This window comes from Lysobacter concretionis Ko07 = DSM 16239, from assembly GCF_000768345.1.
In the GTDB taxonomy this organism is placed as follows: Bacteria; Pseudomonadota; Gammaproteobacteria; order Xanthomonadales; family Xanthomonadaceae; genus Novilysobacter; species Novilysobacter concretionis.
In genome coordinates, this window is the sequence record NZ_AVPS01000004.1 from 195,589 (window position 1) to 209,445 (window position 13,857).

Below are 13,857 nucleotides of genomic sequence, written 5' to 3' on the forward strand. Positions count from 1 at the left end.
CGGCATCCCCTCACACGTCCAGCAGCGGGCGGTGCTTGATGTGCCGGGCGAACACGGCCATGAACTGCGGATCGACGCGCGCACCCCACACCGCCAGCGAATGGCCCACGATCCATAGCACCACGCCAGGAATCCACAGTTGCAGGCCCAGCCCGACGGCGGCGGCCAGCGTGCCGTTGGCAATCGCCACGGTGCGCGGTGCGCCTCCCAGCAAGATCGGCTCGGTGAGCGAGCGATGCAAAGGCACCTCGAACCCGGCCGCGAATGTATCCGGGGCGCTCATACGACAGCCCCGCCGGAGAAGCTGAAGAAGGACAGGAAGAAGCTCGAAGCCGCGAACGCGATGGACAGGCCGAACACGATCTGGATCAGCTTGCGAAAGCCGCCCGACGTGTCGCCGAACGCGAGCGCGAGGCCCGTGGCGATGATGATGATGACCGCGACGATGCGCGCCACCGGCCCCTGGATGGATTCGAGGATGGATTGCAGCGGGCCTTCCCACGGCATCGAGGAACCGGCGGCCTGCGCGGTTCCGGCCAAGAACAGCAGCAGCGCGGCCAGCAGCAGCCCTTGCCCCGCAGGGCGGCCCAGGCAGCGCAGCCGCGCGAGGATGGACAGGTGCGAAGGCGGATTTACGGAAACACGGAAAGCATGGGCGTGCGTCATGGCAGTTCTCCAGAGGGATTGAGGGACGGGGATGAGGAAGTCGCCGCAGCGGATGCGGCATCGGGAACTGGCGACAGCTCGGGAAACGGCGTATCCATCGCATCCGCCAGTTGGTAGCCAACGCCATCGAAGCCGACGACGCGGGCGATGCTCTCGATGCGGCGCTTGCGTCCGCGTCCGGCGATGTGGATCACCACGTTGACCGCCTCGGCGATCAGCGCACGCGGCGGGTTCACCGCTACTTCGAGAATCAGTTGCTCCATGCGCAGCAGCGCGCCCAGCGCAGAACCCGCATGGATCGTGGCGATGCCGCCAGGATGGCCAGTGCCCCACACCTTGATGAGATCCAGCGCCTCGGCGCCGCGCACCTCGCCGACGACAACACGATCAGGGCGCAGGCGCATGGACGAGCGAACCAGCTCGGTCATGGACACCACGCCTGCGCGCGTGCGCAGCGGAACGTGGTCGCGGGCCGCGCATTGCAGCTCCACCGTGTCTTCGAGCACCAGCACGCGGTCGCCGGTGGCGGCGATTTCAGCGAGCAAGGCATTGGCGAGCGTGGTCTTGCCGCTGCTGGTGGCCCCGGCGATCAAGACGTTCTGGCGCTCGCGCACGGCGCGAACGAGAAAGCCCGCCTGGGCAGCGGTCATCATTCCGTCCAGGACGTACCGCTCCAGCGGGATCACGCCGATGGCGCGCTTGCGCAACGCGAAGGCCGGCCCCGGCGCGGCGGGCGGCAAGATGCCCTCGAAGCGTTCGCCTGTCTCGGGCAGTTCGGCGGATAGCAGCGGTTGCCCGCGATGCACCTCTGCGCCGACGTGGGCCGCGACCAGGCGGATGATTCGCTCGCCATCGGCCTCGGGCATCTCCACGCCCATCGGCGCACGGCCCGACGACAGGCGATCCACCCAAAGAGTGCGATCGGGGTTGAGCATGATTTCCACCACGTCGGGGTCTTCGAGCGCGGTGGCGATCAGCGGCCCCATTGCCGTGCGCAGCATCTGGATGCGCCGGTCGAGCGATGTGGCGGTCATGGATTGCGGCACGGCGCTCATGACGCACGCTCCTGCGCTTGCGCGGCCGCCGCCGCGTCCTCCATCCGCATCGGGTCGGGGTGCAGTTCCTCCACCACGTCGCGCACCAGGCTTCGGCCCCGCAGCAGATGGCGACCAAGCTGCTCGGTGAACTGCTCGAAGCGCGCTTTGCCCTGCGCGCGTGCCGCGTCTTGATGCGCCTCGGGAACCGGCGTGCTCACGGTCAGGTAGTAGCGAATGAACAGCGCCAGCGTTTCGATGGCGATGTTCTGGTCGCGCTCCATGCGCTCGGCTTGGCGCGACAGGCGATCAAGCCGCTTGGCGATGGCTGCCTCGCGTTGGTCGGCGGCATCGGGCGACAGCCACGATGCGAGCGCCGCCGCGACAATGGACGACTTGGACACGCCTTTCTTGGCGGCCAGCTCATCGAGCCGCTTGGCGTGCTCCGGCTGGATAAAGAGATTCAGGCGGTAGTGGCTCATAGCTCGATTCCGTCGTTGGGGTCGAGGGAAGCCAGCCGGGCCGTGCGCTGCACGGTTGGATCGAGCTGGCGAGGAAGAGGAAGCGGCAGGTCGTCGTCGTCGTCGAGCAGCCCGAGGTCGGCCGCGGGCGCGGCCAGTTCGGGGTCGTAAGCGACGGTTTCGGAAAGCTCGGGTTGACGCCGCGGGCCGCCGTCGTCGGCGGTCAAGCTCCCCAGGCCATCAGCGGATGCGGCAGCGGGTACGGCAGGCGTTGGCGGAATCGCCAGCCCGCTCCAGTCATCCGGGCGCAGCGGCGGCGCGTCGGCGTACTGCCCGCCCGCAAGCGCGGGCGGCGGCAGCACGCGGCGCTCGAAATTGGCGTCCGCGTAGTAGCGCAGCTTCTTCGCCTTGATCGGTGCCACGCTGGACACCATCACCACGGCCTCGTCAGGCGGGAGCTGCATGACTTCGCCCGGCGTCAGCAGCGGGCGGGCTGTCTCCTGGCGCGACACCATGAGGTGGCCCAGCCACGGCGCGAGCCGATGGCCGGCATAGTTGCGCTGGGCGCGCAGCTCGGTGGCCGTGCCCAGCGTCTCGGAGATCCGTTTGGCCGTGCGTTCGTCGTTCGTGGCGAACGTCACGCGCACATGGCAGTTGTCGAGGATGGAGTGGTTCTGCCCATACGCCTTGTCGATCTGGTTGAGCGACTGCGCGATGAGGAAGCTGCGGATGCCGTAGCCAGCCATGAACGCCAGCGCCGTCTCGAAGAAGTCGAGCCGCCCGAGTGCTGGAAACTCGTCGAGCATCAGCAGCAGCTTGTGGCGGCGCTCGATGCCGTCGGAGCCATCGAGCGATTCGGTGAGGCGCCGACCGATCTGGTTGAGGATCAGGCGGATGAGCGGCTTCGTCCTCGAAATGTCCGAGGGCGGCACCACCAGGTACAGCGATACCGGATGCTCGGCGGCGATCAGGTCAGCGATGCGCCAGTCGCAGCGCGAGGTGACTTCGGCCACTGTCGGGTCGCGGTACAGGCCGAGGAACGACATGGCCGTGGACAGCACGCCCGAGCGTTCGTTGTCGCTCTTGTTAAGGACTTCACGCGCTGCCGAGGCGACGACCGGATGCGGCCCATCGCCGAGGTGCGGCGTGGTCATCATCCGGTGCAAGGTCAGCTCGAACGGGCTGGCCGGGTCGGAGAGGAAGTTGGCGACGCCGCGCAGCGTCTTGTCCTCGCCGGCGTAGAGCACATGCAGGATCGCGCCGACCAGCAGCGCGTGCGAGGTCTTCTCCCAATGGTTGCGCTTCTCCAGTGCGCCTTCGGGATCGACCAGAATGTCCGCGATGTTCTGCACGTCGCGCACTTCATGCGCGCCGCGCCGCACCTCCAGCAGCGGGTTGTAGGCCGCCGACATCGCATCGGTCGGGTTGAACAATAGGCAGTGGCTGAAGCGGCTGCGCCAGCCGGCGGTGATCTGCCAGTTCTCGCCCTTGATGTCGTGGATGACGGCCGAGGCCGGCCAGGACAGCAGCGTGGGAACGACCAGGCCAACACCTTTGCCCGAGCGCGTGGGCGCGAAGGTCAGGACGTGTTCCGGGCCTTCATGGCGCAGGTACTGGCGATCGTGCTGGCCGAGGAATACGCCGGTCGGCTGCGTGAGGCCCGCCTTGCGAATGTCCTGCGCGTTCGCCCAGCGGGCCGAGCCGTAGGTCGTGACAAGCCGCGCCTGCCGCGAGCGCCAGACTGACATGGCGATGGCAACGGCCACGGCGACCATGCCACTGCCACCGGCGATGGCTCCGCCGATGTCGAAGACTTCCGGGGTATAGGCGCCGAAGAAGAACCACCACTCAAACAGCTTCCACGGGTGGTAGATCGGGGTGCCAAGAAGATCAAACCAGGGCGAGCCAAGGCGTACTTGATAGCCAAGGGCGGCTGCTGTCCATTGTGTGGCGCCCCACACTCCGGCGATCACGATGCCGAATACGACGGCGATCTGACCGAACAGCACGTTCGTCCCTTGCATGACCTGGCCTCCGATTTCTCCTGCGCTGATTCCTCATGGAAAGAGCGGCACAAGGGCGTGCCGCAAGCGTCAGGATCGGTGCCGGGTTAGAGCCGGTCAAAGACCGTTTTGGGCAGAAAGGTCGAGCAAAAAGACAGAATTCGCGCGGCGTCGAATCAAAGAAGAACGCCGCAAGCGATAGCGCGTTGCGGCGTGTCGAACAGAAAGATGAAGACGAGGCGGCGAGCCGCCAACAGTTAGAACTTGGGCGATTCCTTCGGCGGTGTGTAGGGCGTTTCGCCGTCGCCATAGAATCGCTTGCGCGTGGCTTCGGCCACCCGGTTGCACAGCACGTCGCCCAGTTTGGGGCGATCGGTCTTGCACTGTTGGCGCAGTCCTTTAAGCTGGTCAGGGTTGGCCGCCAGTTCTTCCACCGTCGGAATATTCGTCTCCGAATCGGCGGCCTTCTGAGGTGCCTCGGATTGGCCGCAAGCAGACAAGGCGGTCACGAGCAAGAACGGAATGATTTTCTTCATGGCATCAATTCCTCCGGTGGATCAGAACTGCGGCCTCGGATGGGCCTGGGAGTCTCCGGCGTTTCAATTGTCTGTACCCGTTCGATGAACCGTGCAAGTTCGTCGGACGGATCACCGTCAAGACGAAGCAAGTAAGTCGTCAGCGGAGGTACACGCGACGCAAGTGGCCGCGCTACCACTCCCGGTTCACGGCTGGCGGAAATATGCGCAGCGCCCGCCAGCCCGAGCGCGAAGCCGGCTGATACCAGCGCCATCATCAGATCGCATGTGGAAACTCGCTCTGCGATCAACGGTTCCATGTCAGCACGACGCAGCACTCGTTCCACGTGTTTGGCATGGCCTTCACACACTTGCGGATCGCACAAAACCAGCGGATAGCGCAGCAGTTCGTCCAAGGGGATACGCTTGTGGGCCAGTAGAGGATGGCGAGCGGGGACAGCCACCATTAGCGCATCACTCCAAGCTGGCAACGCGACGATGCCATCGCCCACCTCGTCGGACTGAGCAAACCCCACGTCGTATAGATCATCGTGCAACCCTTTGATCTGCTGCGACAGCGGCACCTCGAAGAAGCGGATTTCGACCTCGGGTTCTTCCTGACGACATAACGCCAACAAGGTCGGCAAGCGCGACGGTGTAATGCCATCCGACAAGGCCACTCGCAATTGTCCATGAAAGCCATTAGCTGCCGCTTTCACGCTATCACGTGCTTGTTCCAAGGCGGCAAACACACGACGCACATGCTCCAAAAACAATGTTCCGGCATGGGTTAGCCGCGTACTGCGCGTGGTACGGGCAAACAGCGCCACACCGAGTTCTTCCTCCAGCTCCTTGATGGCCCGCGACAGCGGCGATTGTTCAATATGCAGCTTCTCCGCCGCACGAGCGAAACGGAGTTCTTCGGCCACGGCTAGGAAGTATCGAAGGTGACGAAGCTCCATGGCGATTCACATCCCATTTCGCAAAGAGAACAATCAGTCTTTTCTTTGGCTGTCGGTTGATCCTGCTTTCAAATCCTTGACAAACTGATATAGCTGCGGCAGGAATGAAGATAGAAGCGGGTTGTCTTTGTTCGCCAGGATGGCTCCGCCAAACAGCTTCAGACCAACCGCAAATGCCGCCGCATCTGCCTGGCTGCTGAAATCACCTCTGCTGCGAATCCACGTCACGACAGAGATGATGTCGTCATGATTCCCAACCTCAAACTGCAGAGGCTTGCGTTCACTGGGGACGCCATGTGAATCCGTCAATTGCTCCAGAGTTACGCGATAAAGGTATTGCCTCATTTGTGTGGCTCCTCATGTTGGAGTGATGACCTAGTCACCGATGCGGATCTTCGGCGTTACGGACATACCGACGCGCAGATTCGCCGCATCAGGCTGGTCGGGGTCGATGCGAATACGCACAGGCAGGCGCTGGACGATCTTGGTGAAGTTGCCCGTGGCGTTGTGTGGCGCGACGGCCGAATAGCTGACGCCACTGGCCGGCCCCAGGCTCTCCACGGTTCCCTTCAACTCGGTACCCGGCAAGGCATCCACCTTGATGTCCACCGGCTGCCCGGCCCGCACGCGCGCCAACTGCGTTTCGCGGAAGTTGGCCGTGATGTAGACCGCATCCAGTGGAACGACGGCCGCCAATGGTTTGCCGGCATTCACGAACGATCCGACGCGCACTGACTTCTGGCCGATCACGCCACTGATGGGCGCCGTGATTTGGGTATAGGAGAGCTTCAACTCCGCTGCGGCCTGTGCGGCTTGCGCTTGAGAAAGCGCAGCCTTGGCCTTTTCAAGATCGGCTTTCAGGATGTCCGTCTGCTGCCGCGCCGCTTGCAGGCCCGCGCGATTCTTGTCCCGGCTGGCCAGCCGAATGGCCAACTGCGCCTCGGCCTGTTGCTGTGCCTGGATCGAACCTGATCCATCGGAGGCCAGGTTCCGGTAGCGTTTCTGGTTGGCCTCTGCCAATTTGAGTTCTGCATCGTCCACCGCAACGGCCGCCTGCGCCTGACGTATCGCGGTTTCCTGCTGCACCACACGCGCGGCAAGCCCCTCGACACTGGCCTCGGCAGCGGCGACCTGTGCCTTTGCCGTGTCCACCGCAACGATGAAATCCCGGTCGTCGATGGCGACGAGCAAATCCCCAGCCTTCACTGGCTGGTTTTCTTCGACCAGTACCTTTCCGATCACGCCGGACACCTGCGGCGCGACGAGGGTGAAATCGGCCTGGACGTAGGCATCGTCCGTAGATTGGGTCGATGCGCTGGACTCGGGACGATTCAGATAAATGACACAGCCCACTGCGACTGCGAGCAGCAGCACGGCACTGGTGATCTTGGCTTTCTTCGGCATGGCCATGGTGAAACTATCCTTGGGACAAAGGTTTGGATTGAGGAGCAGCGGCCTGCAAGTCGGGGGCGGGAATGTAGGTCAGCCGCAATACGAAGGGGACCATCACCAGCGCCAGAACGCCGAGTACGCGATAGGCATCCGCGACTGACAGCACCAGCGCCTGCTGGCCGATGATTCCCATCAGTTGAGCGGGCTCCGGAGCAAGCGGGACGGAGTTGCCTACCAACGCAGCGTGGTCCAGCAGCATTTCCGCGTGGAACCGCTGTCTCACGGTCACGAGTTGCCCAACCACCGCGCCCCCGAGTACCGACCCCAGGGCGCGCAGCGTGTTGATGTTCCCCGACACATACGGGCCTTCGCTGGGATGTACGACGCTGGTACACAGGAACAGCATCGAGACGACAGCCATGGGCTGGCCAAAGGCTTGCAGCGTCTGCGTCATAACGAACTGGTCGCGGTTCCAGTCGGAAGTCAATTGCGCACCAAAGAAGCACGCCAGGGCGATCAGCAGCAGGCCGCCCGCGAACACGAATCGGGCATCGACCCATTTCCGGTACAGGAACAGCGCCACCACGGAACCCAGGACCAGTTGAGGCAGCGCGACGATGAGCCCGATTGGTGCCATCTGAAGCGGTCGGTAGCTTTGGAGCGGCCCGAGATAGGTCATCGGCAACATCACGCCAGAGGTCAGCACGACCAGAAGGCAGATGAACAAGGTGAAGCCCAACGCCAGGTTGCGGCGGCTGAGCATCTGCAATTTGATGAACGGCGCCGGGTGATACCACTCCGTCAGCAGATAGGCCGCCAGCAGCGTCAGCCCGGCCACCAATGAGACGACGATGAGGGGGGAGTTGAACCAATCCAGCCGCACGCCCTGATCCAGGGCGACGGTAATCAGGGCAAATGCCGGCATGCCGAAAGCCATGCCCGGCCAGTTGGCCTGCGGGAAGCGGTCTGTCTGGATCGGGTCTTTCGGCAGGCCCCATCCGATCAACAAGGCGGCAATGGCCGCGAGCGGAAGGATTTGCCAGTACACCCAGCGCCAATCGAACAGGCCATCCGTCCATTGCCCCGCCAGCCAGATCGAGAGGTTGGGGGCGAAGGTGGCCGTCAGTGCATACAGCGCCAGTCCGTGCAGCCGTATGTGGGGTGGCAGGAACTTCAACGCCGCCATCATCAGCACGGGAATCATCGTGCCGCTGGCGATGCCTTGCAGGAAGCGCATGGCCAGCAGCAGATCGAGGTCATGGATGAAGGGAATGCACACCGCCAGCAAGGTGCATGCGCCGATCATCCACAGCTCGAAGCGGCGCACTGAGAGCGTGATGGCGAACCATGCCGCAAACGGCATGGCGATCACTTCGCCGGCGCTATAGACGGTCGTGAGCCAGGAGGCGTCGTCCAGGCCGAAGCCCAGCGCGCCACGCACGTCCGCCAGCGCCAACGCGCCCACGCGGTTGTTCAGTCCGGCCATCATGGCCGCGATGAGGATGCCGACCAGCCCGGCGATCGCCCGCTTCGGAGGGGCTACCGCAGCAGCGGGTGCGGGTGGCGCCGCTGTCGGCTGCAACGCTGCGGCACTCATTGGCCGGCCTTTGATGGCGAGGTGGCAGACGACGCAGTGGTCGTCAGGGGCGCATCGCCGCCGGCCTGCCGGTCGGATGTGAGTGCGTCAGGGTCCCAGCCACCGCCCAGCGACTTGTAGAGATTGACCAGGGTGAGCGCAGCGTTGGTGGCGCTGGCATTGAGGCTGGTCTGGCTGGCTAGGACGCCGCGCTGCGCGGCCAGGACATTCAGGTAGTCGGCAGCGCCTTCCTGATAGCCGCGCTCGGCAGCATGCAGCGCCTGCTTGTTCTGTTCATACGAAACCAGCAATTCGGCATGTCGGTTCTGCTGGGCTGCCCAGGCGTCCAGGGCGTTGTCCACTTCATGCCAGGCTTGCAGCACAGTCTGCCTGTAGGCGATGGCGGCTGTTCTTTGCCGTGCCTCGTTCAGCGCCAGGCGCTGCTTCAAACGACCGCCCTGAAAGATCGGGAGATAGACCGTCGGGCCGACGGAGAAGAACCGGGAATCCCAACTGTCGAGGTCGTTGAACTCGAAGGCCTCGACGCCGACTCTTCCCCGCAAGCCGATCCGCGGGTAGAAATCGGCCTTGGCGACGCCGATGGCCGCCGTCGCGGCATGGAGCTGGGCTTCGGCGCGCTGTATGTCCGGCCGCCTGTGCGTCAATTCGGAGGGCAGGCCCACCGGCACATTGGAAGGAAGCGAAGGCAAGGGCATCGCCTCAAGCAACTGCGCATCGAGGGCGCGCGGCTCCTCCCCCAGCAGCAGTGCCAAGGCGTTCATCAGCGTGTTGCGGCGCTGGACCAGTTCTGGCACCAGCGCCTCCACCGTTGCCAGTTGCGCGCGCGCCGAAGCGGTTTCAAAGCGCGTGGCGACACCGTTGCGCTCACGGCTTTCGGCAAGGCGCAGGGTGCGATCGGCGACCTCCAGGTTCTGCCGGGTGATGTCCAGTTGCGCCTGCGTTCCTCGCAATTGGAGGTAGGTGCGGGCCACTTCGGCGGACAAGGCCACCCGTGCCGCCTCGCGCTCATACACCGTGGCCTCGAAGGCGGCTGCGGCGCCTTCGCGCGATCGCCGCGCGCGGCCCCACAGATCGAGTTCCCAACTGGCGTCGAATCCCAACTGCCAGAAATCGCTCGCGCTCGTCGGTGCACCCAACGCGGCAAACTTGCCGTGCTCGCTGAGGGCCTCGCGGGAATAGCCTGCCGAGGCGCCCACGCTGGGCAGCAGCAGCGAGGAAGCAATCCCCAACTGCGCCCGGCTTTGCTCAATGCGCTCGGAAGCGATCTGCAGGTTCAGGTTGCCCGCCTGCGCACGGGCTTGCAGATCCGCTAACACGTCATCGTTGAACAGTGTCCACCATGACGATGGGAAGTTCGCAGCGGATGTTTCCTGAGCCTGCGCGTAATCCGCCCTGGGCGACAGTTGAACGGCTGCAAGCCTGTCGTCGGGTTTCACGAAGTCAGGACCCACCGCACAGCCGACCAGTGAGATCGTGCAGAGCGCCGTGCCTGCTTGTCGCAGCAGTTGTGAGAGCAGCGGTTGTGACGTCATGAAGGTTTATCCAATGTGCGAATAGTACCGAACCGCTCGGTTTGATTTTACGATAAAAATTAAGCCGACGGCTCACAGGAAATCCAAGACATCTGCTTAAATGTAGATGCCTGTGAGACGAATGGCTAGGTTGATGCGTACCGAGCGGTTTGGTACTATATCGAATCCTGGCCACCGTGTCAAAACTTCCGACCCAAGCAGATGCGACGAACCAACCAAGTCATGACCGCCCCGCCGCCGAGCAGCGGCGAGCTGAACGCCAAGGCTCTCACCGTTCTGCGCGCTGCGCGAAACGTCTTCCTGACCCATGGGTTCAGCGCGGCAACAACCGACATGATCCAGCGCGAGGCTGGCGTGTCCAAGTCCACGGTTTACGCGCACTACGCGAACAAGGAAGCACTCTTCACCGCGGTAATCGAAGCCGAATGTGCAGCGTTCACGAACACGGTGCAGGGCATCGAGTTCCGCCCGGGGAAGCTGCGAGAAACGTTGACCCTGTTGGCTCGGGCCTACTTGAACATCGTGCTGTCTCCGGGCGGGCTGGCTGTCTTCCGCGTCGTGATCGCCGAAGGCCCACGCTTCCCCCAGCTCGCACGGACGTTCTATCTGGCCGGCCCGCAGGTCATGACGGCGATGGTGGCCGAACAACTGGCCAACGCGGCAGCATCCGGCGAGGTCGATCTTGGCGAGATTGGCCGCGAGACGGCCGCCAGTCTGTTCATCAACCTGGTTCGGGGTGAACCCCAGCTTCAGTGCCTGACTCATCCGGATGCCGCGCCTTCCTCGGCGCAGATTGACCAGTGGGCGAATGCAGCCGTAATGACATTCATGCGTGCCTATGGTTGCGGCGAGGACTCGCCCAATAAGCGTTCCCGATCATGATGCCGAATGGGTCAATCGGTACGGAGAAATCAGACGACGCCCTTCGGGTGATGGAGCTTTCTACGGCCATCACGCGGCTTTGCACAGCAAGGAATCAAGTGCTGAATCGCGTGGCTGCTCCGTTCGGTTTGACCGCTGTGCAGGTGATGGCGCTACACCATATTTCAGCCACTCCAGCATGTACGCCTAGCACTTTGGCCCGCAGTCTGGCAGTCGATTCAGCCTCTGTGACAAGGCTATTGGACCGTCTTGAAAACAAGGGCATGCTCCAAAGAGCGGCACACGAGCGCATGGATCGCACGCATGACCGCAGAGTCGTCGAGATTATTCTGACTGAACATGGATGCAACGCGATACGTGAGTTGAAATCACATTGGCAGTCCGCTCGCTCGGAATTGACCGAGGCTTTCAAACAAAGCGAAATACATGGGTTAGCACTAGCTGATTGACGGCCCACGCTGCCGCCCAATCTCCCACGACACCCCGCCGCCGCGCACCGTGGCGGCAAGTTGCTGCCCCAAGCGTTGTTCGATCACGGGTTTCCACGGCACCAGTGAGAACCCCATGCCGTCATCGAGCATCGCGTAGCGCCCACTGGCGAGCATGACGGAGCGCCGGTAGATGCCAGCCACGCGCTGCCCGTCGGCCACCGGGCGATGCTCTAAGCCGGTGTCGGCCGCAATGTCTTTGGCGACCTGCGCCAGCTCCCGGTTGCGCAGCGTGCCCAGCAGGTTGCGCGCCAGGATCACACGCTGCCCGCGCCGCTCGGCCAGCCCCTGTTCGGCCAGAAAGTCGGCGCGTTGCTGCATCGCCTGTCTGGCCTCGCCACCAAAGCCCAGGTCGCCCAAGCCCGAGCCACCACCGATCAGTTGCTGGTCGAGCCAGGTGGCTCCGATCACGCGGGCCTGCCGCTCGATGGGCAGGTGCGATTTCAGTTCCACGGCCACGCCGCCCAGGCGCTGTGCGTCATAGCGGCGGCCCTGTTCGGCCAGGTCGTCCGGCACCTTCCATAGCCCCTCGGCCACGCGCTCCACGATGCCTGCGCGGCGCAGGGCTTCCAGCCGGCGGACGTGGGCCGCGACGACTTCCTGCGGATCGCGGCCGGGCACGGCTTGACCCTGCGCGACGGCCAGGTGATGGTCGGTGCGGTATAGGCCGCCGCTCGCCAGTGCGGTGATGTTCTTGTCGGCGGCGCGCACGTCAGCCGATCCCTTCACCTCCACCACCGCGCCGGTCGGATAGTTCGCCAGTTCGTCGCGGGCGTTGAGCGCAACATAGTGGGCTTTGCCGTCCACCCCGTCGATGACCAGATAGCCCCGGTCACGCAGCTCGTCGGCCAGCCCCTTCGCGGCCACGCGGCCGAGGATGGTTCGGCCATCGTCGCCCGGCTCGAACACCGCCAGTTCGCGCGGCTCGCCGCGCATGGCCCGCTGCATGGTGCGGATGATGTCGCCACGCTCGCCCAGGGCGCGCAGGGTCTTTTCCGCGTCGGCATGAACGGCCCAGGTGCCCGGCTGCATCTCGTCGGCCAGGCCCAGGCGCTGCAAGCGTTGCAGCCGGCCGATCAGCAGCAGGCGCTGGCGTTGCAGCCGGGGTTCGTTGAGGCGTTCGATCTGCACCCGGCCATCCTCGCCGGCCTCGCGCTGCAACGTGCGGTCGAGGCTCGTCCACCGCTCTTGCTCCACCTCACGCTGCAAGGTCTGCTGGATCTCCAGTTCGGTGCGCGGCCCCAGCCATTCGGTCGCCAGTTCGGCGGCACGATGGCGGAAGCCATCGGCGATGTAGTCGCCCGCGATGATGAGGTCTTTGCCGGTGTCGTCGCTCCCGCGCACGACGATGTGCGTGTGCGGGTTATCGGTGTTCCAGTGGTTGACGGCCACCCAATCGAGGCCCGTGCCCAGGTCGGCTTCCATGCGGCCCATGAGATGCCGCGTGTAGGTGCGCAGGTCTTCCAGCTCGGCCCCATCCTCGGGCGAGAGGATGAAGCGGAAATGGTGTCGGTCGTCGGTGCAGCGTTCCTTGAAGGCGTCGAGGTCGGCAGCATCGGTTTGCGGCCCGTAGGCTTGGCCCGGCTCGCCATCGCGGCCCACGCCATCGCGCTCGATGTAGCGCAGGTGCTTGGCGAGCGACTGCGGGCTGGCCTGGCGCTGATTGACCAGCAGCGTCTTGATGGTCACGCGCCGCGACATGGGCGTGAGCTTCGCGCCCGCAAAGCGCGCCGCCGTGTGGCCGCGCCCCAGGCGCGAGCCGGGCCGCTGGCCGGTGCCACGCGCCGATGGCGGACGGCGCACCGAGGACTTGCCACCGCTGGCCTTGCCTGCCTGCTTGAGCACCTTGGAGACGAAGCCCTGGCCCCGGTTCTTCGGGGCGCTGGGGCGGATGCGGAAATCGTCGTCGCGGCGGTCGGTCATGGCTGTGCTCCCTGCAAGCTCTGGCGTGTCCTGTCGTGCGAAGCACGCGGACATGCCTGCATTGGCGCGACCCTCGCGCCGAACGCGGCACGGCGGCGAAGCCGCTCCGTGCTGCGTTCCCCCCATGTGCAGACTGGGTTTCTACGCGGCCTGGTGCCGCGTCCTTTTGTCTTGCCTTCCGCCTTTGCCCCTCGCTGGCGCTCCGGGCAGCGGCGGCCCGGCGGCGCTGCTGCGCGAGCAGCCAGCGCGCCGGCGAACGCGGACACGGCCGCAGGCCGGGCGCGTTCGAGGCAAGACGCCTGCACGTTGGACGGCTGCGCCGAAGGCAGCGCGAAGTGCGGCGTGGATGCGCTCGCACTGCACGCGCGACAGCACGGCGACGGACAGCAGAACGACACGCCC

Annotated in this window: 14 protein-coding genes; 2 read left to right on the forward strand and 12 right to left on the reverse strand. The window is 64.6% G+C overall.

The features are described from left to right. Positions 1-10: 10 nt before the first annotated feature. From N792_RS05475 to N792_RS05520, 11 genes are all read right to left on the reverse strand, one after another. Positions 11-283 (reverse strand): VirB3 family type IV secretion system protein, encoded by a 273-nt coding sequence (locus N792_RS05475; protein ID WP_033453500.1) that lies wholly within the window; start codon positions 281-283, stop codon positions 11-13. Then, positions 280-666, reverse strand: coding sequence for a TrbC/VirB2 family type IV secretion system protein (locus N792_RS05480; RefSeq protein ID WP_023121626.1), 387 nt, complete (start codon positions 664-666; stop codon positions 280-282). Before N792_RS05480 ends, N792_RS05475 begins: the two co-directional genes overlap by 4 nt. After that, on the reverse strand, positions 663-1,721 hold the full coding sequence (gene trbB, locus N792_RS05485; RefSeq protein ID WP_036193241.1) for a P-type conjugative transfer ATPase TrbB: 1,059 nt from the start codon (positions 1,719-1,721) through the stop codon (positions 663-665). Before trbB ends, N792_RS05480 begins: the two co-directional genes overlap by 4 nt. Beyond that, a complete protein-coding gene (locus tag N792_RS05490; protein WP_003111089.1) occupies positions 1,718-2,182 on the reverse strand; it encodes a ribbon-helix-helix protein, CopG family in 465 nt (154 codons plus the stop codon). Before N792_RS05490 ends, trbB begins: the two co-directional genes overlap by 4 nt. Then, positions 2,179-4,185 carry a conjugal transfer protein TraG gene (locus N792_RS05495; protein WP_036193244.1) on the reverse strand — a complete coding sequence of 669 codons (2,007 nt, stop codon included), beginning with the start codon at positions 4,183-4,185 and terminating at the stop codon, positions 2,179-2,181. Before N792_RS05495 ends, N792_RS05490 begins: the two co-directional genes overlap by 4 nt. 236 nt (positions 4,186-4,421) lie before the next feature. Then, positions 4,422-4,700 (reverse strand): EexN family lipoprotein, encoded by a 279-nt coding sequence (locus N792_RS05500; RefSeq protein WP_036193246.1) that lies wholly within the window; start codon positions 4,698-4,700, stop codon positions 4,422-4,424. Next, complete coding sequence (locus N792_RS05505; protein ID WP_036193249.1) at positions 4,697-5,641, reverse strand: LysR family transcriptional regulator; 945 nt, start codon at positions 5,639-5,641, stop codon at positions 4,697-4,699. Before N792_RS05505 ends, N792_RS05500 begins: the two co-directional genes overlap by 4 nt. Positions 5,642-5,674: 33 nt before the next feature. Further along, a complete protein-coding gene (locus tag N792_RS13720; protein ID WP_084105434.1) occupies positions 5,675-5,986 on the reverse strand; it encodes a DUF3861 domain-containing protein in 312 nt (103 codons plus the stop codon). 30 nt (positions 5,987-6,016) lie between these two features. Further along, a complete protein-coding gene (locus N792_RS05510) occupies positions 6,017-7,051 on the reverse strand; it encodes an HlyD family secretion protein (RefSeq protein ID WP_036193251.1) in 1,035 nt (344 codons plus the stop codon). A 7-nt stretch (positions 7,052-7,058) separates the two neighbouring features. Beyond that, the gene (locus N792_RS05515) at positions 7,059-8,630 is read right to left on the reverse strand and encodes an MFS transporter (protein ID WP_036193254.1); all 1,572 of its coding nucleotides are present in this window, start codon (positions 8,628-8,630) and stop codon (positions 7,059-7,061) included. Further along, positions 8,627-10,162, reverse strand: a complete 1,536-nt coding sequence (locus N792_RS05520) for an efflux transporter outer membrane subunit (RefSeq protein WP_036193256.1) — start codon at positions 10,160-10,162, stop codon at positions 8,627-8,629. The genes N792_RS05515 and N792_RS05520 overlap by 4 nt, the downstream gene beginning before the upstream one ends. A gap of 222 nt (positions 10,163-10,384) precedes the next feature. Here N792_RS05520 and N792_RS05525 point away from each other — a divergent pair, with 222 nt between their 5' ends. Both N792_RS05525 and N792_RS14260 read left to right on the forward strand, forming a co-directional pair. Next, positions 10,385-11,044 (forward strand): TetR/AcrR family transcriptional regulator, encoded by a 660-nt coding sequence (locus N792_RS05525; protein ID WP_005304557.1) that lies wholly within the window; start codon positions 10,385-10,387, stop codon positions 11,042-11,044. A gap of 50 nt (positions 11,045-11,094) precedes the next feature. Then, complete coding sequence (locus tag N792_RS14260; protein WP_224743952.1) at positions 11,095-11,493, forward strand: MarR family winged helix-turn-helix transcriptional regulator; 399 nt, start codon at positions 11,095-11,097, stop codon at positions 11,491-11,493. Here the strand turns inward: N792_RS14260 and N792_RS05530 are convergent. Further along, positions 11,482-13,455 (reverse strand): relaxase/mobilization nuclease domain-containing protein, encoded by a 1,974-nt coding sequence (locus tag N792_RS05530; protein ID WP_036193258.1) that lies wholly within the window; start codon positions 13,453-13,455, stop codon positions 11,482-11,484. The two genes, N792_RS14260 and N792_RS05530, sit on opposite strands and share 12 nt — an antisense overlap. Between the last annotated feature and the right edge of the window lie 402 nt (positions 13,456-13,857).

What these genes read in the sequence shown, in the direction of transcription:
- N792_RS05475 (WP_033453500.1), bottom strand. Translation starts at nt 283, where the DNA reads ATGAGCGCCCCGGATACATTCGCGGCCGGGTTCGAGGTGCCTTTGCAT.
- N792_RS05480 (WP_023121626.1), bottom strand. Translation starts at nt 666, where the DNA reads ATGACGCACGCCCATGCTTTCCGTGTTTCCGTAAATCCGCCTTCGCAC.
- trbB (WP_036193241.1), bottom strand. Translation starts at nt 1,721, where the DNA reads ATGAGCGCCGTGCCGCAATCCATGACCGCCACATCGCTCGACCGGCGC.
- N792_RS05490 (WP_003111089.1), bottom strand. Translation starts at nt 2,182, where the DNA reads ATGAGCCACTACCGCCTGAATCTCTTTATCCAGCCGGAGCACGCCAAG.
- N792_RS05495 (WP_036193244.1), bottom strand. Translation starts at nt 4,185, where the DNA reads ATGCAAGGGACGAACGTGCTGTTCGGTCAGATCGCCGTCGTATTCGGC.
- N792_RS05500 (WP_036193246.1), bottom strand. Translation starts at nt 4,700, where the DNA reads ATGAAGAAAATCATTCCGTTCTTGCTCGTGACCGCCTTGTCTGCTTGC.
- N792_RS05505 (WP_036193249.1), bottom strand. Translation starts at nt 5,641, where the DNA reads ATGGAGCTTCGTCACCTTCGATACTTCCTAGCCGTGGCCGAAGAACTC.
- N792_RS13720 (WP_084105434.1), bottom strand. Translation starts at nt 5,986, where the DNA reads ATGAGGCAATACCTTTATCGCGTAACTCTGGAGCAATTGACGGATTCA.
- N792_RS05510 (WP_036193251.1), bottom strand. Translation starts at nt 7,051, where the DNA reads ATGGCCATGCCGAAGAAAGCCAAGATCACCAGTGCCGTGCTGCTGCTC.
- N792_RS05515 (WP_036193254.1), bottom strand. Translation starts at nt 8,630, where the DNA reads ATGAGTGCCGCAGCGTTGCAGCCGACAGCGGCGCCACCCGCACCCGCT.
- N792_RS05520 (WP_036193256.1), bottom strand. Translation starts at nt 10,162, where the DNA reads ATGACGTCACAACCGCTGCTCTCACAACTGCTGCGACAAGCAGGCACG.
- N792_RS05525 (WP_005304557.1), top strand. Translation starts at nt 10,385, where the DNA reads ATGACCGCCCCGCCGCCGAGCAGCGGCGAGCTGAACGCCAAGGCTCTC.
- N792_RS14260 (WP_224743952.1), top strand. Translation starts at nt 11,095, where the DNA reads ATGGAGCTTTCTACGGCCATCACGCGGCTTTGCACAGCAAGGAATCAA.
- N792_RS05530 (WP_036193258.1), bottom strand. Translation starts at nt 13,455, where the DNA reads ATGACCGACCGCCGCGACGACGATTTCCGCATCCGCCCCAGCGCCCCG.